Genomic DNA, 22,006 nt, shown 5'->3' on the forward strand with positions numbered 1-22,006 from the left:
GGGAATCCAGGGGCGGAAGGCGATGTTCGGGGGGAAGTCCGAGCGGGCTCGCATTCGGTGGGGAATAGCGGCGGGGCACGGTCGGGCGGCTCACCGAAAAGACCAGCGCAACCGCGAGGAGTAACAGCGAGGCGGCGGCGCACGAGCCCAGGACCAGGGCTCTGTACGGGTGCGACGGCATGGCGGAATCTCCGGGCGCGGAACGGTGGGGGGTCTCCAGGAGCCGGATATCGCGGGCGGCGCGATATTTCTTCGCGTCCTCGCGATGAGAGGTCCGATCCTCTCACGCGCATGATCGAGGAAATAGTCCGTCAGGTTACTTGAAATGTAAAGCTTCGATCTCGGTTGTGAATTGATGGTGAAAAGTGAGCATCGTTCGGATACTGACCGGTCGCTTTTCCGGACGGCCCGGAATCGCCCGTGCACACCCCGTTGTCAGACCCGGGCGGTACCTTCGGATCATGTCCAGTCAGGCGGGGAACCCATCGGGCGAACGGCGGTCGACGACCCTCGAAGGCGTGCTGGAGCGCATCACGTACGCGAACGAGGAGAACGGCTACACGATCGCCCGCGTAGACACCGGCAGAGGCGCCGGTGATCTTCTCACGGTCGTCGGCGCGCTCCTCGGCGCGCAGGTCGGGGAGTCGCTGCGGATGGAGGGCCGCTGGGGCTCGCACCCGCAGTACGGCAAGCAGTTCACCGTGGAGAACTACACGACCGTCCTGCCCGCGACCGTCCAGGGCATCCGGCGCTATCTGGGCTCCGGCCTGGTCAAGGGGATCGGCCCGGTCTTCGCCGACCGCATCACGCAGCACTTCGGCGTGGACACCCTCAGGATCATCGAGGAGGAGCCGAAGCGGCTGATCGAGGTCCCCGGACTCGGCCCCAAGCGCACGCGCAAGATCGCCGACGCCTGGGAGGAGCAGAAGGCGATCAAGGAGGTCATGCTCTTCCTCCAGACCGTCGAGGTGTCGACGTCCATCGCGGTGCGCATCTACAAGAAGTACGGCGACGCCTCGATCTCCGTCGTCAAGAACCAGCCGTACCGCCTCGCGGCCGACGTGTGGGGCATCGGGTTCCTCACCGCCGACAAGATCGCCCAGTCCGTGGGCATCCCGCACGACAGCCCGGAGCGCGTGAAGGCGGGCCTCCAGTACGCGCTCTCGCAATCCGCCGACCAGGGCAACTGCTACCTCCCCGAGGAGCGCCTCATCTCGGACGCGGTGAAGCTCCTCCAGGTCGACACCGGCCTGGTCATCGAGTGCCTCGCGGAACTGGCGGCGCCCCCTGAGGACGGCGAGGACCCCGGCGTCGTCCGCGAGAAGGTCCCCGGACCCGACGGGGAGCCGGTGACGGCCGTGTACCTCGTGCCGTTCCACCGCGCCGAACTGTCCCTCGCCGGCCAGCTGCTGCGGCTGCTGCGCACCGGCGAGGACCGGATGCCGGGGTTCCGGGACATCGTCTGGGACAAGGCGCTGGAGTGGCTCAAGCGGCGTACGGGGGCGGAGCTGGCGCCCGAGCAGGAGGCGGCCGTACGGCTCGCGCTGAGCGAGAAGGTCGCGGTGCTGACGGGCGGGCCGGGGTGCGGGAAGTCGTTCACCGTGCGGTCGATCGTGGAGCTGGCGCGCGCGAAGCGGGCGAAGGTGCTGCTGGCCGCGCCGACCGGGCGCGCGGCGAAGCGGCTCGCGGAGCTGACCGGCGCGGAGGCGTCGACCGTGCACCGGCTCCTGGAGCTGAAGCCGGGCGGAGACGCGGCGTACGACCGGGACCGGCCGCTGGACGCGGACCTGGTCGTCGTCGACGAGGCGTCGATGCTGGACCTGCTGCTCGCCAACAAGCTCGTGAAGGCCGTCCCCCCGGGCGCGCACCTGCTGTTCGTGGGGGACGTCGACCAGTTGCCCAGCGTGGGCGCGGGTGAGGTGCTGCGGGATCTGCTCGCCGAGGGCGGGCCGGTGCCTGCGGTGCGGCTGACGCGCGTGTTCCGGCAGGCGCAGCAGTCGGGGGTGGTGACCAACGCGCACCGGATCAACGCCGGGCAGCATCCGGTGACCGACGGGATGGCGGACTTCTTCCTGTTCGTCGAGGACGACACGGAGGAGGCGGGGAAGCTCGCGGTGGACGTGGCCGCGCGGCGCATCCCGGCGAAGTTCGGACTCGATCCGCGGCGCGACGTACAGGTCCTGGCGCCGATGCACCGGGGGCCCGCCGGGGCCGGGAACCTCAACGGGCTGCTCCAGCAGGTCATCACGCCCGGCCGGCCCGACGTACCCGAACGGCGGTTCGGGGGGCGGGTGTTCCGGGTCGGGGACAAGGTCACGCAGGTGCGCAACAACTACGACAAGGGGGCCAACGGGGTCTTCAACGGGACCGTCGGCGTCATCACCTCACTCGACCCGGTGGAACAGAACCTCACCGTGCTGACGGACGAGGACGAGGAGGTGCCGTACGACTTCGACGAGTTGGACGAACTGGCGCACGCGTACGCCGTCACCATCCACCGGTCGCAGGGCAGCGAGTATCCCGCCGTTGTGATTCCCGTCACGACGGGCGCATGGATGATGCTCCAGCGGAACCTGCTCTATACGGCCGTCACGCGCGCGAAACGGCTGGTCGTGCTCGTCGGGTCGCGCAAGGCGATCGGGCAGGCCGTCCGGACGGTCTCCGCCGGGAGGCGGTGCACGGCGCTGGACTTCAGACTGGCGAACGGGTGAGCGGGAGCGCCGGAGGGCATGCCTCCTCGCACGTCTGCCCTGTGAAGTCGTGGGAAAAAATGATCGATCAAATGAGTCACGAAGGTCACAGAGCACTTCCGGAAGCGGAACAAAGGCGGCAGGATGAACAAGTTGGCGGCACTGAGTGCCGCCGACACGCCCAATGGCCGACCCCGAGTGCACTCTCCTGCGCCAAATGGGGGATGGTAGAGACAGTCAGGGCAACCTCGAAGATGAGGCACAACGTCGGTGAGGGAAGACGTGAGCGACAACTCTGTAGTACTGCGGTACGGCGACGGCGAGTACACCTACCCGGTGATCGACAGCACCGTCGGTGACAAGGGCTTCGACATCGGGAAGCTCCGCGCCCAGACCGGTCTCGTGACACTCGACAGCGGCTACGGCAACACCGCCGCGTACAAATCCGCGATCACCTACCTCGACGGCGAGGCGGGCATCCTGCGCTACCGGGGTTACCCGATCGAGCAGCTGGCCGAGCGCTCCACGTTCCTGGAGGTCGCCTACCTGCTGATCAACGGCGAGCTGCCGACCGTCGACGAGCTCTCCGTGTTCAAGAGCGACATCACGCAGCACACGCTGCTCCACGAGGACGTCAAGAACTTCTACCGGGGGTTCCCGCGCGACGCGCACCCGATGGCGATGCTGTCGTCCGTCGTCTCCGCGCTGTCGACGTTCTACCAGGACAGCCACAATCCGTTCGACGAGAAGCAGCGCAATCTCTCGACGATCCGGTTGCTCGCGAAGCTTCCGACCATCGCCGCGTACGCGTACAAGAAGTCCGTCGGGCATCCGTTCGTCTACCCGCGCAACGATCTCGGGTACGTCGAGAACTTCCTGCGGATGACGTTCTCCGTGCCGGCGCAGGACTACGACCTCGATCCCGTCGTCGTCGCCGCGCTCGACAAGCTGCTGATTCTGCACGCCGACCACGAGCAGAACTGTTCGACCTCGACCGTCCGCCTCGTCGGGTCGTCGCAGGCCAACATGTTCGCTTCCATCTCCGCCGGGATCAACGCACTGTGGGGGCCCCTGCACGGGGGCGCCAACCAGTCCGTCCTGGAGATGCTCGAAGGGATTCAGGCGAGCGGGGGTGACGTCGACTCCTTCATCCGCAAGGTGAAGAACAAGGAGGACGGCGTTCGGCTCATGGGCTTCGGGCACCGGGTCTACAAGAACTTCGACCCCCGCGCGAAGATCATCAAGGCGGCTGCGCACGATGTCCTCTCGGCGCTCGGCAAGTCCGACGAGCTGCTCGACATCGCGCTGAAGCTTGAGGAGCACGCGCTCTCCGACGACTACTTCGTGTCGCGGAGCCTGTATCCCAACGTCGACTTCTACACCGGGCTCATCTACCGGGCGATGGGCTTCCCGACGGAGATGTTCACGGTGCTGTTCGCGCTGGGGCGGCTGCCGGGGTGGATCGCTCAGTGGCACGAGATGATCAAGGAGCCCGGTTCGCGTATCGGGCGTCCGCGTCAGATTTACACGGGTGTGGTGGAGCGGGACTTCGTCCCGGTCGAGGAGCGCTGACGCCTCCGGCGGTCGCGCCGGGAGCGTGTGAATGTGGGCCGAGGGTCCTTCCGTCTGCTGACGGGAGGACCCTTCGCCTATGGGGGTGGGGGTTCTGTCCGCCATGCGGCTACCTATGCGACGATCCGCAAATTTACCACAAGTGCGACATTGTGCTAGAAAGTTCAAATACGCCGGGTCACCCGAAACCCGGTGCGGTCCCCCACCCCCCTCACCGCGCACCCCGCATGGAGACGCAGTGCCGCACGACCTCGCCTTCCCCCCACATCCGTTGCGCACCGAGTCGCTGACCGTGGCTCTGGTGAGCCGCCATGGCAGCCGGCCGCCCGCCATGGCGAACGTCGAGAGCCGGCTCATAGAAGGGCCGCACGAGATTCGCGCGAGCGACGATGTCGTCCTGTTCTACGGCCCCGGCCCGGCGCGGGAACTGGGGCTGTTCTCGGCCGAGGCGGAAGGCGGTCTGCCGCCCGTCGCGGTGCTGGCGTACTGGCTCGACTGGCAGGACGTGCGGCAGGCCCTGGACCACGGCGCCATCAGCTACCTGCTGGAGAGCGTTCACGTGTCACGGTGGCTCCCGTGGATGCTGCTGTGGACGGCGCGCGGAGGAAGCTGCCTCGATCCGGTGATCGCCGCCGAACCGGGCAAGGTCGTCAGCCGGGTGCGGGCCCAGGAGCACGGGAAGCGCTACGGGTTTCGCACGCTGTCCGAGCGGGAGCGGCAGGTCATGGAACTGCTCGCGGCCGGACAGGGCGTCCGCGACATCGCCCGGGACATGTTCCTGACCGAGAAGACGGTGCGGAACTATCTGAGCCGCATCTACGCGAAGCTCGAAGTGCGGGGACGGTCCGAGGCCATCCTCCGCTGGCTCGGACATCTGAGCGGCACAACGTGCGGCGAGACGCGGAAGCCGGACAGACAGGGTACGGACCACGTGCCAGAGGTGACGTCGTCACGGCACGTCGTGTCGCGGCGCGCGGGCAGGGTTGGGCCCACTGCCGGGCCCAACCCTGCTGTCCCGTACGTCAGTTGACGTTCACGCTGCTCGGTGGCGGAATGGCGGCCGTGGCCGCGTGAGGCCAGGCGCCGCTGAGTTCCTTCGCCGCGGGCGCGTCGGTCAGGCTTGCCGGCACCCGGCGCCGAGGCCGTCGGTCCAGCCGCCGTCGGTGCAGACGAACATGGCTGGATTCGAGATGCGGACCTGTACGAGCGTGAACGTCCCGTTCTTCGGGCTGGGACCGTTGTACGAGGCCGTGTAGCCGATGCCCGGGGAGACCTTGTTCCCCCGGCAGGAGCCGTCGCTGAACGCGTCGATCGAGAACGAGGTGCCCTCGCCCACCTGGAGCCCGGTGCTGATATTGGCGCTGCGGTCGCCCGGACGGCCGGTGCAGAACGCGCCCGTGCCGGGGATGGTCACCAGGACGCTGTTGGCGCTGTCGGGAAGGCTGACCCGTCCGCCCTGGATGGAGAGCGGGACATTGCCTCCGCCCCTGTTGGACAGCGCGGCATAGGCGGTGCCGCCCGTCATGGCGACCGCGCCGAGGCCCATTCCGGCCACGGCCAGCAGGCCCAGGGACTTGTTCAGGAGACGACGCCCGTTCGGGCGACTCGACGTGAGCACAGTGGCTCCTCTCGTTTCGGCGGCTGTGTTCCTGATCAAGATTTCCGTGGGTAACCATGAGGTGATAGAGGCAAATGACCCCAACTCCCGAGTAGGGCAGAACCGGTGACTTCCGCCTTTATGGGCGATCCGCGTGCGACGCCGCCTGTGATGCCGGCGCCCGGAAGAATCTTGCAGAAGCCGTACAACCCTTTGCCGCCCAGGCCGGTCGTACTGTGCGTCGGAACCCTGGAGGGGGATCTGGGGGGATCACGAGGGTTCCGGCACGGAGGGGGAAACGCGCGAGGGGCCCGGTCGACGGACGGGGCCCCTCGAAGCATTTCCACCAGCACCTCTGCCAAGCAGCGGACCTAGAAGAACACCCCGCACCGCAACAGCACGTTCGCGTACGGCCGGGCCTCCCCCGTCCGCACCACCAACCGTGCCCCCGCGCTCAGTTCCTTCAGCTTCTCGTGCGACACGTACGTCAGCTCCGCGAACGCCCCGGCCAACAACCCGTCCGCAGCGGGGTTCGCCTCCCGCACCTCCTCCGCCGCGACCGCCCCCTCGACCACCAACTCGTCGAGCAGCCCGGCGAGTACGTCCTCGAACGACGGCACCCCCGCCCGGAACGCGAGGTCGACCACCCGGGGCCCGTCCGGAATCGGCATCCCCGCGTCGCACACGAGCACCCCGTCCCCGTGCCCCAACTCGGCGATGGCCCCGGCGAGATGGCGATTCAGAATCCCACTTCTCTTCACCGAGACTCACCTCCCGAGACAGTGCCGGGGATGTTGTCCGACCCCCGGCCGGGGGTCCGGGGGTTGTCCCCCGGGCCAGCACAGCACAGGGCCTCGACCTCCTCGGCGGTCGGGAACGACTCCTGCGCACCCCGCCGCGTGACCGCGACTGCTCCGACGCGAGCGGCATAAGCAGCAGCCTCCGTCAGAGAGGACCCGGCGCCCAACTTCCAGGCCAGCGCGGCCGTGAACGAGTCCCCGGCCCCGGTCGTGTCGACGGCGTCGACCTTCACCGAAGCGACCCGCGCGACCCCCTCCTCCGCAGACGCGACCAACGCCCCCTCCGAACCCAGCGTCACCACCACCGACTTGGGCCCGCTCGCGAGCAACTCCCGCGCCCACTCGGCAGGATCGTCACCGATCGAGCCACCCCCCAGGATCACCCGGGCCTCGTGCTCGTTGACGATCAGCGGATCGCACGCGGCCAGCACCTCGGCGGGCAGCGCCTGCGGGGGAGAGGGGTTCAGCACGAACCGCGTACCGGACGGCAGTTGCCGCACGACCTCCACGACCGACTCCAGCGGGATCTCCAACTGCGCCGAGACCACCCGCGAGGCGTGGAACAGGGACCCGGCGGACCGGATGTCCTCAGGCGTCAGCCGCCCGTTCGCACCGGGCGACACCACGATGCTGTTGTCCCCCGACGGGTCGACGGTGATCAGCGCGACGCCGGTCGGCGCCCCGCCCACCAGCACGCCGACCGTGTCGACCCCGGCGCCCTGCTGCGACTCCAGCAGCAGCCGCCCGTTCGCGTCGTCCCCGACCCGCGCGAGCAGCGCCGTACGCGCACCGAGCCGCGCGGCGGCGACCGCCTGGTTGGCCCCCTTGCCGCCGGGATGGACGGTGAGGTCCGACCCGAGCACCGTCTCCCCGGCGCCGGGCCTGCGCTCGACACCGATCACGAGATCGGCGTTGGCCGACCCGACGACCAGCAGGTCGTAGTCGTACATGAAACTCCCCAATCAGGACGGGTTGCACAACCGCTTGCGCAACCCCCGCCGGCCACGGCGGCCGGAACCGTTGTGCAACCGTTTGCACAACAACCCGGCCACCACAACAGAGCCAGCCGGAGCCCCGCTCACGCGAGACCCCGGCCACCCCTCACCTCAGCCGCTGAACCCGGCCACGTTCTCCTTCGTGACCACCTTCACCGGCACCTTGATCGTCTCCTCGACCTTCTCCCCCTTGATCGCCTTCAGCGCGTTGTCCACCGCGATCTTCCCGAGCTGCGACGGCTGCTGAGCCACGGACGCGTACAGCGTCCCCTGCTCAACCGCCTTGAGCCCGTCGGGAGTTCCGTCGAACCCGACGACCTGGACGGACTTCCCGGCCTTCGACCCGAGTGCCTTGGCCGCGCCCAGCGCCATCTCGTCGTTCGCGGCGATGACACCCTGCACATCGGGGTGCGCCTGGAGCAGGTTCGACATCACGTCGAGCCCCTTGGTCCGGTCGAAGTCCGCCGGCTGCTGCGCGACGACCTGGATCCCCGGGTACGCCTTGAGCCCCTTGGCGAAGCCCTCGGCCCGCTCGCGTGCGGCGGACGTACCCGCCTGCCCCTGAAGGATGACGATCTTCCCGTTGCCGCCGAGCTTCTCGGCGATGGCCTTGGCCGCCTGCTCACCACCGGCGACGTTGTCGGAGGCGACGAGCGCGTCCACCTGGGCCTTGTTGACGCCGCGGTCGACGGCGATGACCGGGATCTTCGCCTTGTCCGCGGCCTTCACGGAGTTGCCCGCCGCGTCCGAGTCCACCGGGTTGACGATGATCGCCCCGAGGTTCGAACTGGTGAAGTTCTGGAGCTGGTTGGCCTGCTGCGAGGCGTCGTTCTGCGCGTCGGTGACCGTCAGGTCGACGCCCAGCTTCTTCGCCTCGGCCTGCGCCCCGGACCGGATCTGCACGAAGAACGGGTTGTTCAACGTGGAGAGCGAGAGCCCGATCTTCGGATCGTCCGACTTCGACGAACCGTTGTGCAGGAACGACGTGGCCCCCACGACAGCCACGGTCACCACAGCGGCGACCCCGTACGTCGCGACCTGCTTCCCCTTGCCCCCACCGGGCGCCCCGATCGCCGTAGGAGCCGCCCCGGCCTTGCGCCGCACCGTGTCGAGCAGCACCGCCAGCGCGATGACGACCCCGATGACGACCTGCTGCCAGAACGCGGAGACGTTCAGCAGGTTCAGCCCGTTGCGCAGCACCGCGAGGATCAGCGCACCGATCAACGTCCCCGACGCCTTACCCGTACCTCCCGCGAGGGAGGCGCCGCCGATGACGACGGCGGCGATCGCGTCCAGCTCGTACCCGGTCGCGGCCTGCGGCTGCGCGGAGGAGAGCCGGGAGGCGAGGACGACACCGGCGATGGCGGCGAAGACACCGGACAGCGCGTAGATCGCGATCTTCTGCCGGTTCACCCGCAGACCCGACAGCCGTGCCGCTTCCTCGTTACCACCGATGGCGTACATCGAACGGCCGATGTACGTACGCCCCAGGACGAACGCGGCGATGAGCCCCATGGCCACCATCACGAGCACCGGCACCGGCAGCCACCCGCCGAGCGTGTCACCAAGATGGGAGATCGAGTCCGGGAACGCGATCGGCGACCCGTCCGAGATCACCAGCGCGAGCCCGCGCCCCACCGACAGCATCGCGAGCGTCGCGATGAACGGCGGCAGCTTGCCGTACGAGATCAGGAAGCCGTTGACCAGACCGGCGGCGACACCCGTCGCCAGCGCCAGCAGCACGGCCAGCACCACCGGCACCCCGTGCGACGTGGCGCTCCACGCCAGCACGGTCGCCGACAGCGCCGCCACCGAACCCACCGACAGGTCGATGCCCGCCGAGACGATCACGAAGGTGACACCGAAGGCGAGGATGGCGGTCACGGCCGCCTGGACACCGACGTTGAGCAGGTTGTCGGTCGTCAGGAAGTCGCCCGACAGCGCCGACATGGCGATGACGAGGACGATCAGCGCGGTCAGCGCGCCGTTGTCGAGCAGCAGGCGGCGCACCGCCGCGGCGCCACCGGCGCCCGTACCGCTCTTGAGCGTTTCAGCGGCCACGGGGGGCCTCCAGTTCGGTAGTGGGGTTGCTCACGGCCAGCGACATGACCGCGTCCTGCGTGGCCTGGTCGGCGGACAGCTCGCCCGCGATGCGGCCCTGCGCCATCACCAGCACCCGGTCGCTCATACCGAGCACCTCGGGCAGATCGCTGGAGATCATGAGTACGGCCGCCCCGGCGGCCGTCAGTTCGTTGATCAGCTGGTAGATCTCGACCTTGGCGCCGACGTCGATCCCGCGCGTCGGCTCGTCGAGGATCAGCACCTTCGTGTCGGCCAGCAGCCACTTGCCGATGACGACCTTCTGCTGGTTCCCGCCGGACAGCGTGCGCACCTGCTGACCGAGCCCGGCCATCCGCACGCCGAGCTGCTCGGCGATCCGGGCGGCGTCGTCGTGCTGGCTCTTGAGGTCGACGATCCCCCCTTTGGTGGCAGACCTGAGAGTGACCAGTCCGAGGTTCTCCTCGACCGACTGGTCGAGCACGAGCCCCTGACCCTTGCGGTCCTCGGGTACCAGCCCGATGCCCGCGGCCATGGCGGCGACGACGTCGTGCTTCTTCAGAGAGTCCCCGGAAACCCGGACCGTACCGTGGTCGTACGGGTCCGCCCCGAACACGGCGCGTACCACCTCGGTACGACCCGCGCCCACGAGACCGGCGATCCCGACGACCTCACCGGCGCGCACCTCGAAGCTGACGTCGTGGAAGACGCCGTCCCGGGTCAGCCCCTCCACGGACAGCAGCGCCGCGCCCGTGTCGGCCCGCTCGCGCGGGTACTGCTGCTCGATGGACCGGCCCACCATCAGCCGGACGAGTTCCTCCTCCGGCGTGGAGGCGGGCACCTGGCCGACCGACTTGCCGTCCCGGATGACCGTCACCCGGTCCCCGAGCGCGGCGATCTCCTCCAGGTGGTGCGTGATGAAGACGATCCCGACGCCGTCCTCGCGCAGCTTGCGCACGATGACGAACAGCTTCTCGACCTCCTCGGAGGTCAGCACGGCCGTCGGCTCGTCCATGATCAGTACGCGCGCGTTCAGGCTCAGCGCCTTCGCGATCTCGACCATCTGGAGCCGTGCGATGCCGAGTTCACGCACCCGCGCGCGGGGGGAGACGTTGACACCGACGCGCTCCAGGAGGACAGCGGCGTCCGCTTCCATCGTCTTGCGGTCGATCATCCCGTACTTGCGCGGCTGGCGGCCCAGGAAGATGTTCTCGGCGACCGTCAGGTCGGGGACGAGGTTGAACTCCTGGTAGATCGTGGCGATCCCGAGCCGCTCGGAGTCCTGCGCACCATGGATGCGCACCTCCTCGCCGCCGGCCAGAATCCGTCCCTCGTCGGGGGTGTACGCGCCGGAGAGCATCTTGATCAGCGTGCTCTTTCCCGCGCCGTTCTCACCGAGCAGCACATGGACCTCGCCCCGCCTCAGGTCGAAGTCGACGCGGTCCAGCGCGACCACCCCGGGGAAGGTCTTCCTGATGCCCTCGATGCGCAGCAACTCGTCCGCGTTGCTCACGACTGGCTCCTGTTCGTTACGGGGTTCTCGCCGCAGGAGCGGCGAACGACGAGACGGGCGGGGAGCGTCACCGATCGCGGCGCCCGCCCCTCGATGAGGTCCACGAGCGCGCGTACGGCCGCGCGGCCCAGCTCGCCCGTGGGCTGGGCGATCGCGGTGATCGGCGGGTCCGTGTGCACGAACCAGCGGATGTCGTCGAACGCGGCGAGCGCGATGTCGTCCGGCACCCGCAGCCCGCGCGCGCGTACGGCGTCCAGGGCGCCCAGCGCCATCAGGTTGTCCGCCGCGAACACGACCTGCGGGGGCTCGGCGAGGTCGAGGAAGCCCTCGGTCACCCGCCGCCCGCTGGCGACCTGGAAGTCACCCTGGCCTATGTACTGCTCCGGCAGATCGAGCCCGCACGCCTCCAGCGCCTCGCGGAACGCCTCGACACGCTCCTGGCCGGTGGTGGTCGCCGCCGGCCCCGCGATGATCGCGAGCCGCCGGTGCCCCAGCCCGTGCAGGTGCGCGACGAGGTCCCGTACGGCACCTCGCCCGTCCGCCCGGACGACCGGCACATCCACCCCGGGGATCCACCGGTCCACGAACACCATCGGCGTCCCGCCCCGAGCGGCGTCCAGCATGAGCGGCGACCCGCCGTCGGTGGGCGACACGAGCAGCCCGTCGATACGGCGGTCCAGCAGCGTCCGTACGTGGTGATCCTGAAGTTCCGGCCGCTCATCGGCGTTCCCGATGATCACGCTGTACCCCAGCGCCCGCGCCTCTTCCTCCACCGACCTCGCCAGCTCGGTGAAGTACGGATTCAGCACGTCACTGATCACGAGCCCCAAGGTGCGGGTCTGATCGGTGCGCAGGGACCGCGCGACGGCGTTGGGCCGGTACCCCAGCGCCTCTACGGCAGCCTCGACCCGGGTCCGCGCGTCCGCACTCACCGAGGGGTGCCGATTCAGGACACGCGACACGGTCGCCACGGACACGCCCGCTTCGGCGGCAACATCCTTGATGCTCGCCATGACCGCCCCACCTCCTCGTGGAATCGATTACATCGACGTGTTAACACGATTGGAATCGATTACATGCCCGAGAAGCAAGTGTTACGCCACTGGCCGAAACCCGATCGTGATGAACCCCCGCTCAGATGAGCGCAAGCTCGTACCGGACCCCGCCGCGCTCGGTGGCGCCGCCGGCCACGAACCCGTTCCGCTCCAGGACGGTCTGCGAGGCTCGGTTTCCGACGTCGGTCCCCGCGAAGAGTCCTCGGAGGCCGTACGTGTCTCGCGCCAGCCGGCACACCTCGCCGACGGCCCGCGTCGCGACTCCTCGCCCGGCCCACCGCTCGCCCACCCGGTAGCCCAGCTCGGCGAGACCGTCCTCGACGTCCACGAGGTTGATCCGACCCGCCACCTCCTCTCCGCTCAGCAGCACATGGAAGTGGCACACGCCCTCTTCCTGCTCGGCGAGCAGTCCGGCGAGCCGGTCTTCGAACTCCCGGAAGTAGTCGTCGCCACGGTCGGGGATGGTGCGGGCGAAGTAGGCACGGTTCTCCAGCTCGAAGGCGAGCAGGGCGGGGGCGTGGTCGGCTCGGAGCCGCTCCAGACGGATCATGGGGCGACGCTAGTGCCGTTTCAGGCGACGTTTGCCCGTCAAGGAGCGGCGTCCGGTGCGTGCTTCTCGGCGTGCCGGCCGGAAGTCCTCGTACTGGACGTACGTGGGCTTTCGGCCGGTGCGGCGAGAGTGCGTGCCGGGCGTCGCGACGGGGCGAACGTTGCCTGACGCGGCACTAGCTTGGGGGCGCGGGGCGGTGGGGGTCGGCGCTTGCCCGTGGAGTCCCGTCCGTCCGCTGCGGGGGACAGCGAACGGGCGGGACGTTCAGGGGTGTCGGGGGTGGTTCTCGGGGGTCGGATCAGGTGTGGAGGAATCTCGTCAGGGTCGCCGCGGACATCGCGAGGAGGCTGGCGAGGCTCAGGGCTGTGAGGAGGGTGTCGAGGAGGCGCGGGGTGGGGGGCGGTGGGGGTTGAGGCGGTGGGGGTGTCACGTAGGTCGGGAGGACTTCGGTGATCTGGTGGGGGTGGGGGCGGGTCACTCCGTGGTGTCCCGGGGGTGGGGGTGGGCCTCGGCGTGGTGGCGGCGCAGGAGGACGTTCGCGTCGGCGGCTGCGCTGTAGTCCAGTTCCTTGGCGGCGGCTCGGCGGAGGGTGGCGAGTTCGTCGCAGGTGCCGCAGTCGGGGTAGGGGCGGGGGGCGGCGTTCAGGTCGATCGCCGGTTCCAACGGGGTGTTGTTCGGGGGGTTGTTGAGGCTCTGGCGGTTCGCGGCCTTCACGCCGGCGCGGAGACGTTCGGTGTCCGTCGGGGGGCGGAGGGTCTTGGGGTCGGCGGACCACTCGGTGCCGCCGCCGACGGGGCGGAGCATGGCGTACTTGCCGAGGTGGTCCTGGTACTCGCCGACCTTGTCGGTGGCGGGGTCGTAGTAGAGGGTTCCCGGTTCCATCGGGTATCGGTCCTTTCATCCAACATCTGTACGGAATGCGGCAGTTGTAATACTCTGCGTGTTCCTGGGTAAGAAGAGGATGGCCCAGGTTCGGGTGTCGGTGCAGCCGGAACGGGCGTTGGTTCCGGATGAGGCGGCCAAATTCCATAAACGCCGGGAGGGGACGAGGTGCCACAGCGGAATGCGGTCACGGGACGCAGCCAGGAGCCGAGGAAGAGGTTCGCGCAGGAGCTGAGGAGACTGCGGGAGGAGAAGGGGGAGACGCTTCAGCAGCTCGCGGACCAACTCGGTTGGGACGCTTCGACGTTCGGGAAGCTGGAGAGCGGGCGGAATCTGGGGAGCCCGGAGATCGTGGAGGCGCTGGACCAGCACTACGGGACGACGCCGATGCTGATGGCGTTGTGGGAGTTGGCGATCCTGGACATGAAGCAGTTCAAGGCGGAGTTTCGGCCGTACATGGTGTGGGAGGCCAAGGCGGTCAGGATGTGGCACTACGCCGCCGCGAGCCTGCCCGGTGTGCTGCAAACCGAGGCCTACGCCAGGGAATTCCTGTCAGCGGGCGGCATGAAGGGCGAGGAGCTGGCCACACAGGTCGACGCTCGCATGGGCCGACGTGACCTCCTGACCGGGGACGCCGCACCGGCCTTCCGCTCAATCATCTCGGAGTCCGTGCTGCGCACCCCGCTCAAGGACCCCGCCGAATGGCGTGAGCAGCTCCAGGACCTGCTGGACATGTCGGAGCTCGACAACGTCACCATCCAGGTACTCCCGGTGTCCGTCGGCCTCCACGCCCTGACGAACACCGACACCATGTTCCTCCAGGACGACACCAACCAGACCGTCGCCTGGGTGGAGACTGGTTACGACGGCGAGCTGTTCGAAGAAACTGATGACGTCCGGCGGCTTCAGCTCAGATACGATCGGGTTCGCGATTTGGCCCTATCCCCGGACGAATCGCGCGAGTTCATCCGGCGGCTGTTGGAGGAAGTACCGTGCGAGCCATCGACCTGAGAAGCGTCTCGTGGCGCAAGAGCAGCTACAGCAGCCAGTCCGGCGGCCAGTGCCTCGAATTCGCCCCCAACCTCCCCTCCCTCGTCCCCGTCCGCGACAGCAAGGCCCCCACCCTCGGCGCCCTCCTCTTCACCGCCGCCTCCTGGAACACCTTCGTCGACTCCGTCAAGGAATCCACGCGCTGACCTCACGCCGAGGCCCCGCCCAGGAACGTTCCCGGGCGGGGCCTGTCGTGTGTCCCCCGCGTTCAGCGGATCACGTGCTCCACGAACCGCGCCGCCGTCTCCGCGAGGAGTTCGCGGCCGTCGCGGGTCCAGAGGTCGTCGTTGAACAACTCGACCTCGATGGGGCCCGTGTACCCGGCGTCCTCGACGTAGCGCTTCCACTCGCGCATGTCGATCGCGCCGTCCCCGATCTGGCCCCGGCCGTTGAGCACGCCTTCGGGCAACGGGGTTGTCCAGTCGGCGAGTTGGAAGGTGTGGATCCGGCCGGAGGCCCCCGCGCGGGCGATCTGCGCGGGTGCGTCGTCGTCCCACCAGATGTGGTACGTGTCGACGGTGACGCCGACCTGGTGCGCCGGGAAGCGCTCGGCGATGTCGAGGGCCTGCGCGAGGGTCGAGACGACGCAGCGGTCCGAGGCGTACATCGGGTGGAGCGGCTCGATGGCGAGACGTACGCCGTGCTGCTCGGCGTACGGGCCCAACTCGCCCAGTGCGTCGGCGATCCGCTCGCGGGCGCCGTGGAGGTCCTTGGAGCCCGCCGGGAGGCCGCCGGAGACCAGGACGAGGGTGTCGGTGCCGAGGGTGGCCGCCTCCTCGATCGCGCGGCGGTTGTCGGCGAGGGCCGCCGTACGCTCGGCCGGGTCGATCGCCGTGAAGAAGCCGCCCCGGCAGAGGGTCGTGACGGTGAGGCCGGCGTCGCGCACGAGCTTGGCGGTGGCGTCAAGTCCGTACGTCTGGACGGGGTCCCGCCAGAGGCCGACCTTGTCGATGCCCAACTCGGCGCAGGCGTCGGCGAGTTCGGGGAGCGACAGTTGCTTGACCGTCATCTGGTTGATGGCGAAGCGCGCGAGGTCGGTCACCGGGTCACCCCGTACACCGCGAGCAGGCTCTTCATGCGCTCCTCGGCGAGCTTCGGGTCCGGGAACAGGCCCAGGCCGTCGGCGAGTTGGTAGGCGCGGGCGAAGTGCGGGAGGGAGCGCGCGGACTGGAGGCCGCCGACCATCGTGAAGTGGGACTGGTGTCCCGCGAGCCAGGCGAGGAACACGACTCCCGTCTTGTAGAAGCGAGTCGGCGTCTGGAACAGGTGCCGGGACAACTCGACGGTCGGGTCCAGCAGTTCACGGAAACCGGCCGTGTTGCCCGTGTCCAGGACGCGTACGGCCTCGGCGGCGAGCGGGCCCAGCGGGTCGAAGATGCCGAGGAGGGCGTGGCTGAAGCCCTTCTCGTCGCCCGCGATCAGCTCGGGGTAGTTGAAGTCGTCGCCGGTGTAGCAGCGGACGCCCTGCGGGAGCCTGCGGCGCAGGTCCACCTCGCGCTGCGCGTCGAGCAGGGAGACCTTGATGCCGTCGACCTTGTCGGGGTGGGCGGCGATCACTTCGAGGAACGTGTCGGTCGCCGCGTCGAGGTCCGAGGAGCCCCAGTAGCCCTCCAACGCCGGGTCGAACATGGGGCCCAGCCAGTGCAGGACGACCGGTTCGGCGGCCTGGCGCAGGAGGTGGCCGTAGATCTCCAGGTAGTCCTCGGGGCCCTGGGCGGCTGCCGCGAGCGCCCTGGACGCCATCAGGATGGCCTGGGCGCCGGACTCCTCGACGACCGCCAGCTGCTCCTCGTACGCCGCTCGGATCGCCGCGAGGGACCCGCCGGTGGTGAGCTGGTCGGTGCCGACGCCGCACGCGATGCGTCCGCCAACCGCCTTGGCCTCGGCGGCACTTCGGCGGATCAGCTCCGCCGCGCCCGCCCAGTCGAGGCCCATGCCGCGCTGCGCGGTGTCCATCGCCTCGGCGACACCGAGGCCGTGGGACCAGAGGTGGCGGCGGAAGGCGAGGGTGGCGTCCCAGTCGACGGCGGCCGGGGAGTCGGGCGACACGTCGGCGTACGGGTCCGCGACGACGTGGGCCGCCGAGAAGACCGTACGGGAGGTGAAGGGGACGCCGGGGGTGACGGCGAGGGGTTCGGCGCGCGGCTCGTACGCGTGCAACCCGCCGTCCGGGGAGGGGAGTTGGATGGTCACAGTGCGATCTCCGGGACGTCGAAGCGGCGGCCCTCGGTGGACGACTTCAGCCCCAGCTCGGCGAGTTGGACGCCGCGGGCGCCCGCGAGGAGGTCCCAGTGGTAGGGAGCGTCGGCGTACACGTGCTTGAGGAACAGCTCCCACTGTGCCTTGAAGCCGTTGTCGAACTCGCCGTTGTCCGGGACCTCCTGCCACTGGTCGCGGAAGACCTCGGTGGCGGGGATGTCCGGGTTCCAGACCGGCTTCGGGGTCGAACTGCGGTGCTGTGCACGGCAGTTGCGCAGGCCCGCGACGGCCGAGCCCTCGGTGCCGTCGACCTGGAACTCGACGAGTTCGTCGCGGTTGACGCGCACGGCCCAGGACGAGTTGATCTGGGCGATGGCGCCGCCGTCGAGCTCGAAGATGCCGTACGCGGCGTCGTCCGCCGTCGCGTCGTACGGCTTGTCGTTCTCGTCCCAGCGCTGCGGGATGTGGGTCGTGGCGAGGGCCTGGACGGACTTCACGCGGCCGAACAGCTCGTGCAGGACGTACTCCCAGTGCGGGAACATGTCGACGACGATGCCGCCGCCGTCCTCCGCGCGGTAGTTCCACGACGGACGCTGGGCCGGCTGCCAGTCGCCCTCGAAGACCCAGTAGCCGAACTCGCCCCGGATGGACAGGATGCGGCCGAAGAAGCCGCCGTCGATGAGGCGCTTCAGCTTGAGCAGGCCGGGGAGGAAGATCTTGTCCTGGACGACGCCGTGCTTGATCCCCTTCGCGTTCGCGAGGCGGGCCAGCTCCAGGGCGCCGTCGAGGCCGGTCGCGGTCGGCTTCTCGGTGTAGATGTGCTTGCCCGCAGCAATCGCTTTCTTGATCGCGTCCTCGCGGGCGGAGGTCACCTGGGCGTCGAAGTAGATGTCGACGGTCGGGTCGGCGAGGACCGCGTCGACGTCCGTGGAGATGTGCTCCAGGCCGTGCTCGTCCGCCATCGCGCGCAGGACGTGCTCGCGGCGGCCGACGAGGATCGGTTCGGGCCACAGCACCGTGCCGTCGCCGAGGTCGAGTCCGCCCTGTTCGCGGAGGGCGAGGATGGATCGGACGAGGTGCTGGCGGTAGCCCATCCGTCCAGTGACGCCGTTCATGGCGATACGCACCGTTTTGCGTGTCACGTCGGTCCCTTCGGAGAAAGTCGTACGCGGGGAGTGTGCGCCGCACGCACGCCTCCACCTGATCAGCGTCACAGCAAGCGCTTTCTATTACTCCTGGCAAGCTAGCCTCTGACCAGTGGTCCGGACAAGACCGTGTCCAGTTCGAGACACTCGGGTCGTTCGAGGGGGCGAACGGTACGGCCGTTCGGCCGTAGGGTCTCTCCGGTACGACGATGTACGACGACGCTCGACCCCGGAGGACGACGAGATGACGGTGACCCTGGCGGACGTGGCGGCCCGCGCACAGGTCTCCCCCGCGACGGTGTCGCGCGTACTGAACGGGAACTACCCCGTCGCGGCCTCGACCCGGGAGCGGGTCCTGCGCGCGGTGGACGAGCTGGACTACGTCCTGAACGGCCCCGCGAGCGCCCTCGCCGCCGCCACCTCCGACCTCGTCGGCATCCTGGTCAACGACATCGCCGACCCCTTCTTCGGGATCATGGCCGGTGCCGTGCAGTCCGAGATCGGCGGGACCGGGGGGCGCGCGGGGGGTGAGCGGCTCGCGGTCGTGTGCAACACCGGGGGCGATCCCGAACGCGAGCTGACCTACCTGACGTTGTTGCAGCGGCAGCGCGCGGCTGCCGTCGTCCTGACCGGCGGCGCGATGGAGAACGAGCCCCACGCGGCGGCCGTGGCCGCGAAGTTGCGCCGGCTGGCGGAGGCGGGGACGCGGATCGTGCTGTGCGGGCGGCCTCCGGCGCCGGACACCGGGGCGATCGCGCTCACCTTCGACAACCGGGGCGGGGGGCGGGAGTTGACCGAGCACCTGCTCGGGCTCGGGCACCGGCGGCTCGGCTACATCGCCGGGCCCGAGGAGCGGACGACCACTCGGCACCGGCTCGAAGGGCACCGGGCGGCTCTGGAGGCCGCCGGGGTCGAGGAGTTGGCCGGGTGGACCGTCCATGGGCCTTACGACCGGCGGGCGGGGTACGAGGCGACGCTCGAACTCCTGCGCCGGGACCCGTCGTTGACTGCCGTGGTCGCCGCTAACGACTCCGTCGCGCTGGGGGCGTGTGCGGCGTTGCGGGACTCGGGGTTGCGGATTCCCGATGACGTTTCCGTAGCCGGTTTCGACGACTTGCCGTTCAGTATCGATGCGGTGCCCGCGCTGACGACTGTTCGGCTGCCGCTTGCCGAGGCGGGGGCTCGGGCGGGGCGGATCGCGATGGGGCGGGAGGAGCCGCCGCCCGGGGGGATCGCGGTGATCCGGGGGGAGTTGATGGTTCGGGGGTCTTCCGGGGTGCCTCGGGGGTAAGCGGTTGCGGGGGTTTTCTGCGGGGGCTGTCGCGGGGGTAGGCGGTTGGCGGGGGTCTTCTGGGGTGCCGTGAGAGCGCGAGGATGCTCTTTTCCTGTCGGGGGAGCGCCCTGGGCGCCGGTTCGGGGGAATCCGTCATGGCCAAGCGCGAAGTCATCGTTGTCCGGGTCAGCCGGCGAATCCTGTGGGTGGGAGCGGAGGCGTATCCGCTGCACAACATCGCGCGGGCGACGACGGTTCGGATTCGGCCGAGGCGGATGGTCGCGCTGGGGCAGTTCTTCGGCTATGCGCTGGTCCTGGTGATCGTCTCCGGCGTGATCGTCTCGGCGGCGTCACATGGGGAGTTGAACAACGCGGACGCCGGGACCGGTCTCGGACCTCGCCCTCCTCCTCGACTGCGCGCTCGGGTTCGTCCTCGTCGCGCGGCTCGTGTCCGTCCTGGTCACGCCCGTCTACCACGCGCTCGTCATCGAGACCGCCGGGACGCCGTACACCGCGCTCGTCAGCACCGACAAGGCCGTCGTATCGCGGCTCGTCCTCCAGATCATGGACGCGATCGACAATCCCGAGGCGGAATTCCAGATCCAGGTCGAGAACTATCACATCGGGGACAAGGTCAATATGGTCGGCGGGCACAACAACGTGGGGAAGCAGGGGAATTGAACGCCGAAGAGAGTCGTCATTTCCATCAGGGGGACGTCGTGAACATGTACGGCGGGGCGGGGAACGTCGGGAAGGTCCAGAACACGTATCAGTCGGCCGGTGATTCGGAGGCCGCGTTCCGGGAAATGGTGGTCGCTGTTCGCGCGCTGCGGGGTCAGGTGTCTCCGGCCGATCGGGAGAGCCTTGACGAGTCGTTGCGAGTTATCGGGGAGGGGGCTGAATCTGGGGTGCTACGGCGGGCGTTGACCGCGGTTATGGGGGTGGCTGTGGTGGTTGGGGAGGTGGGGGCGCCGGTGGTGGAAGCGGTGCGGCGGGTGTTGGGCGGTTGATCGGGGGTGGGGGTTGGGCGGGGTGGGGGTTGGGCGGTTGATCGGAGGTGGGGCGGGCTTGTAGCGTGCCGGGTATGTCGAGCCCCGAGTCGGACAGAGTGCAGCCGCAGACCCCGTGCGGCTGAGTAGTAACCGGTAACTGAGGCTTTTCTGGGCCACATCGGCGCCGTTTCAGCGCGCGGGACCTGTACGTCAGCGTCCGTGCACTCTCCCCTCTCTGGCTGGAGCGGCTTCCCTTGCCTGTTTTTCTGTACGTCCTCGGCCTTGCCGTTTTCGCGCAAGGCACCTCTGAGTTCATGCTGTCGGGGCTGATCCCCGGCATCGCGCGCGAGTTGTCCGTGTCCGTCGGGGCCGCGGCCAGTCTGACGTCCGCTTATGCGGTCGGGATGGTCGTGGGGGCGCCGGTGATGGCCGTCGTGGGGGCGCGGTTGCCCCGGCGGGCGGCGTTGGGCGGGTTTCTCGCGGCGTTCGTCGTCGTGCATGTTGTGGGAGCGGTTACTTCGGATTTCTCGGTGCTGTTCGGGACCCGGGTGGTGGCGGCTGTCGTCAACGCGGGGTTTCTGGCTGTGGCGTTGTCCACGGCTTCTTCCCTGGTCGCGCCTGAGTCGGCGGGGCGGGCTGCTTCCGTGCTGCTTGCGGGGGTGACCCTGTCGTGTGCGGTGGGGGTGCCTGCGGGGGCGTTGCTCGGGGAGTGGTTCGGGTGGCGGGCCGCGTTCTGGGGCGTGGCCGGGTTGTGTCTGCCCGCGCTGGGGTGGGTTGTTCGGGTGTCCGGGGGTGAATCCGCTGGCGTGGGCGGCGAGTTCGGGGCCCGTGCCGAACTCCGTTCACTGCGGCGGGGTCCGCTGCGGCGTGCGCTGTGCATGGGGGCCGCCGTCAACGGGGCTACTTTCGCCGGGTTCTCGTATCTCGCCGTCATCGGTACGGAGGTTGCCGGGCTGCCCGATGTCTCCGTGCCGGCGTTGCTCGCCGTGTTCGGGGTGGGGGCGTTCTTCGGGGTGACTGCCGTCGGGCGCAAGGGAGACGCGTGGCTGCGGGTGGTGCTGGGGGTACTGCCGCTGGCTTGGGGTGGGTTGGCGTTGACCGGGGAGTGGGGTGGTGTGCTTTTCGGTGGGGCGCTGGTGCTGGGCGCGTTGTCGTTCGGGGGTGGATCGGCTCTGGTGGGGCGGGTGTTGTACGTCGGGGCTGGTGAAGCGCCGGTTCTGGCGGGGGCGTTCGCTACGGTCGCGCTCAACTTGGGGGCGGTTGTGGGGCCGTTGGTGGCGGGGGGTGTTACTGAGGTGACTGGGGATTATCGCGATGCGTTGTGGGTTGGCGCGGGGCTTGCGGGGTTGGTGGTCTTGGGGAGTGGGGTCGGTGGGCGTGGGGGTGGGGGACGTTTCGGTGGGGGTGGTTGGTCCGGCGGGGGTGGGGAGCGGTGTGGGGAGCGGCAGGGGGGAGCTGGGTGAGGGGGCTCGGTGTGCGGCGGCTGGGCATGAGAGGGCCTGGGGTAAGAGGGATCGGCGCGAGGGGGCCCGGCGCGAGAGGACCCGGGGCGAGGAAGCTCGGCGGCGCGCGCCGTACTGTACGCGCTCCCCTCACCTGGCCTCCCCAGCCTCACCTCGCCGTCAGCCTCGTCTC

General features: G+C 69.2%; 20 protein-coding genes and 2 pseudogenes. 10 read left to right on the forward strand and 12 right to left on the reverse strand.

All coding sequences use genetic code 11. The features are described 5' to 3' along the window. The first annotated feature begins 461 nt into the window (after positions 1-461). The 3 genes from recD2 (at position 462) to ACQCO7_RS14960 (ending at position 5,292) form a co-directional block, all read left to right on the forward strand. Positions 462-2,711: an SF1B family DNA helicase RecD2 gene (gene recD2 / locus ACQCO7_RS14950; protein WP_464072300.1), complete on the forward strand. Its 2,250-nt coding sequence runs from the start codon at positions 462-464 to the stop codon at positions 2,709-2,711. A 261-nt stretch (positions 2,712-2,972) separates the two neighbouring features. Beyond that, a complete protein-coding gene (locus tag ACQCO7_RS14955) occupies positions 2,973-4,262 on the forward strand; it encodes a citrate synthase (protein WP_010350127.1) in 1,290 nt (429 codons plus the stop codon). 238 nt (positions 4,263-4,500) lie between these two features. Next, complete coding sequence (locus ACQCO7_RS14960; protein WP_464072301.1) at positions 4,501-5,292, forward strand: helix-turn-helix transcriptional regulator; 792 nt, start codon at positions 4,501-4,503, stop codon at positions 5,290-5,292. An 84-nt stretch (positions 5,293-5,376) separates the two neighbouring features. Here ACQCO7_RS14960 and ACQCO7_RS14965 read toward each other — a convergent pair whose 3' ends face one another. The 9 genes from ACQCO7_RS14965 to ACQCO7_RS15005 form a co-directional block, all read right to left on the reverse strand. After that, positions 5,377-5,880, reverse strand: coding sequence for a hypothetical protein (locus ACQCO7_RS14965; protein ID WP_464072302.1), 504 nt, complete (start codon positions 5,878-5,880; stop codon positions 5,377-5,379). 350 nt (positions 5,881-6,230) lie between these two features. Next, the gene (gene rbsD, locus ACQCO7_RS14970) at positions 6,231-6,620 is read right to left on the reverse strand and encodes a D-ribose pyranase (RefSeq protein ID WP_464072303.1); all 390 of its coding nucleotides are present in this window, start codon (positions 6,618-6,620) and stop codon (positions 6,231-6,233) included. After that, positions 6,617-7,609 carry a ribokinase gene (locus tag ACQCO7_RS14975; protein ID WP_464072304.1) on the reverse strand — a complete coding sequence of 331 codons (993 nt, stop codon included), beginning with the start codon at positions 7,607-7,609 and terminating at the stop codon, positions 6,617-6,619. Before ACQCO7_RS14975 ends, rbsD begins: the two co-directional genes overlap by 4 nt. Positions 7,610-7,765: 156 nt before the next feature. Then, complete coding sequence (locus tag ACQCO7_RS14980; RefSeq protein ID WP_464072305.1) at positions 7,766-9,715, reverse strand: ABC transporter permease/substrate-binding protein; 1,950 nt, start codon at positions 9,713-9,715, stop codon at positions 7,766-7,768. Next, complete coding sequence (locus ACQCO7_RS14985) at positions 9,705-11,225, reverse strand: sugar ABC transporter ATP-binding protein (RefSeq protein ID WP_464072306.1); 1,521 nt, start codon at positions 11,223-11,225, stop codon at positions 9,705-9,707. The genes ACQCO7_RS14980 and ACQCO7_RS14985 overlap by 11 nt, the downstream gene beginning before the upstream one ends. Then, entirely contained in the window at positions 11,222-12,238 is a 1,017-nt protein-coding gene (locus ACQCO7_RS14990) for a LacI family DNA-binding transcriptional regulator (RefSeq protein WP_464072307.1), read from the reverse strand. The genes ACQCO7_RS14985 and ACQCO7_RS14990 overlap by 4 nt, the downstream gene beginning before the upstream one ends. 121 nt (positions 12,239-12,359) lie before the next feature. Beyond that, positions 12,360-12,830 carry a GNAT family N-acetyltransferase gene (locus tag ACQCO7_RS14995; protein WP_464072308.1) on the reverse strand — a complete coding sequence of 157 codons (471 nt, stop codon included), beginning with the start codon at positions 12,828-12,830 and terminating at the stop codon, positions 12,360-12,362. A gap of 298 nt (positions 12,831-13,128) precedes the next feature. Then, positions 13,129-13,308, reverse strand: a complete 180-nt coding sequence (locus ACQCO7_RS15000; RefSeq protein ID WP_464072309.1) for a hypothetical protein — start codon at positions 13,306-13,308, stop codon at positions 13,129-13,131. Beyond that, positions 13,305-13,712, reverse strand: coding sequence for a hypothetical protein (locus tag ACQCO7_RS15005; RefSeq protein ID WP_464072310.1), 408 nt, complete (start codon positions 13,710-13,712; stop codon positions 13,305-13,307). Before ACQCO7_RS15005 ends, ACQCO7_RS15000 begins: the two co-directional genes overlap by 4 nt. Positions 13,713-13,880: 168 nt before the next feature. Between ACQCO7_RS15005 and ACQCO7_RS15010 the strand changes: the two genes are divergently transcribed. Together ACQCO7_RS15010 and ACQCO7_RS15015 are read left to right on the forward strand one after the other, a co-directional pair. Beyond that, positions 13,881-14,723 carry a helix-turn-helix domain-containing protein gene (locus ACQCO7_RS15010; protein ID WP_464072311.1) on the forward strand — a complete coding sequence of 281 codons (843 nt, stop codon included), beginning with the start codon at positions 13,881-13,883 and terminating at the stop codon, positions 14,721-14,723. After that, on the forward strand, positions 14,705-14,908 hold the full coding sequence (locus ACQCO7_RS15015) for a DUF397 domain-containing protein (RefSeq protein ID WP_464072312.1): 204 nt from the start codon (positions 14,705-14,707) through the stop codon (positions 14,906-14,908). Before ACQCO7_RS15010 ends, ACQCO7_RS15015 begins: the two co-directional genes overlap by 19 nt. Before the next feature lie 62 nt (positions 14,909-14,970). On the opposite strand, the gene ACQCO7_RS15020 is transcribed toward ACQCO7_RS15015, so the two are convergent. The 3 genes from ACQCO7_RS15020 to ACQCO7_RS15030 are packed head-to-tail and all read right to left on the reverse strand — an operon-like array spanning position 14,971 to position 18,103. Next, the gene (locus ACQCO7_RS15020; protein ID WP_464072313.1) at positions 14,971-15,804 is read right to left on the reverse strand and encodes a sugar phosphate isomerase/epimerase family protein; all 834 of its coding nucleotides are present in this window, start codon (positions 15,802-15,804) and stop codon (positions 14,971-14,973) included. Beyond that, entirely contained in the window at positions 15,801-16,955 is a 1,155-nt protein-coding gene (locus ACQCO7_RS15025) for a dihydrodipicolinate synthase family protein (protein ID WP_464072314.1), read from the reverse strand. Before ACQCO7_RS15025 ends, ACQCO7_RS15020 begins: the two co-directional genes overlap by 4 nt. Further along, the gene (locus ACQCO7_RS15030; RefSeq protein ID WP_464072315.1) at positions 16,952-18,103 is read right to left on the reverse strand and encodes a Gfo/Idh/MocA family protein; all 1,152 of its coding nucleotides are present in this window, start codon (positions 18,101-18,103) and stop codon (positions 16,952-16,954) included. Before ACQCO7_RS15030 ends, ACQCO7_RS15025 begins: the two co-directional genes overlap by 4 nt. 247 nt (positions 18,104-18,350) lie before the next feature. Here ACQCO7_RS15030 and ACQCO7_RS15035 point away from each other — a divergent pair, with 247 nt between their 5' ends. The 5 genes and pseudogenes from ACQCO7_RS15035 (at position 18,351) to ACQCO7_RS15055 (ending at position 21,834) form a co-directional block, all read left to right on the forward strand. Beyond that, on the forward strand, positions 18,351-19,397 hold the full coding sequence (locus tag ACQCO7_RS15035; RefSeq protein ID WP_464072316.1) for a LacI family DNA-binding transcriptional regulator: 1,047 nt from the start codon (positions 18,351-18,353) through the stop codon (positions 19,395-19,397). A gap of 137 nt (positions 19,398-19,534) precedes the next feature. Further along, positions 19,535-19,708: pseudogene (locus ACQCO7_RS15040) on the forward strand (DUF6232 family protein); the annotation flags it as partial. A 79-nt stretch (positions 19,709-19,787) separates the two neighbouring features. Beyond that, positions 19,788-20,060, forward strand: a pseudogene (locus tag ACQCO7_RS15045) (DUF6232 family protein); the annotation flags it as partial. Beyond that, positions 20,057-20,389 carry a hypothetical protein gene (locus ACQCO7_RS15050; protein ID WP_464077443.1) on the forward strand — a complete coding sequence of 111 codons (333 nt, stop codon included), beginning with the start codon at positions 20,057-20,059 and terminating at the stop codon, positions 20,387-20,389. The pseudogene ACQCO7_RS15045 and the gene ACQCO7_RS15050, both read left to right, overlap by 4 nt. Before the next feature lie 236 nt (positions 20,390-20,625). Next, positions 20,626-21,834: an MFS transporter gene (locus ACQCO7_RS15055; protein ID WP_464072317.1), complete on the forward strand. Its 1,209-nt coding sequence runs from the start codon at positions 20,626-20,628 to the stop codon at positions 21,832-21,834. The last annotated feature ends 172 nt before the right edge of the window (positions 21,835-22,006 follow it).

It is taken from the genome of Streptomyces saintjeani (assembly GCF_055409605.1).

Coding starts and splice junctions, on each gene's coding strand:
- ACQCO7_RS14975 (WP_464072304.1), bottom strand. CDS start 7,609: ATGTACGACTACGACCTGCTGGTCGTCGGGTCGGCCAACGCCGATCTC.
- ACQCO7_RS14990 (WP_464072307.1), bottom strand. CDS start 12,238: ATGGCGAGCATCAAGGATGTTGCCGCCGAAGCGGGCGTGTCCGTGGCG.
- ACQCO7_RS14995 (WP_464072308.1), bottom strand. CDS start 12,830: ATGATCCGTCTGGAGCGGCTCCGAGCCGACCACGCCCCCGCCCTGCTC.
- ACQCO7_RS15005 (WP_464072310.1), bottom strand. CDS start 13,712: ATGGAACCGGGAACCCTCTACTACGACCCCGCCACCGACAAGGTCGGC.
- ACQCO7_RS15035 (WP_464072316.1), top strand. CDS start 18,351: ATGACGGTGACCCTGGCGGACGTGGCGGCCCGCGCACAGGTCTCCCCC.
- recD2 (WP_464072300.1), top strand. CDS start 462: ATGTCCAGTCAGGCGGGGAACCCATCGGGCGAACGGCGGTCGACGACC.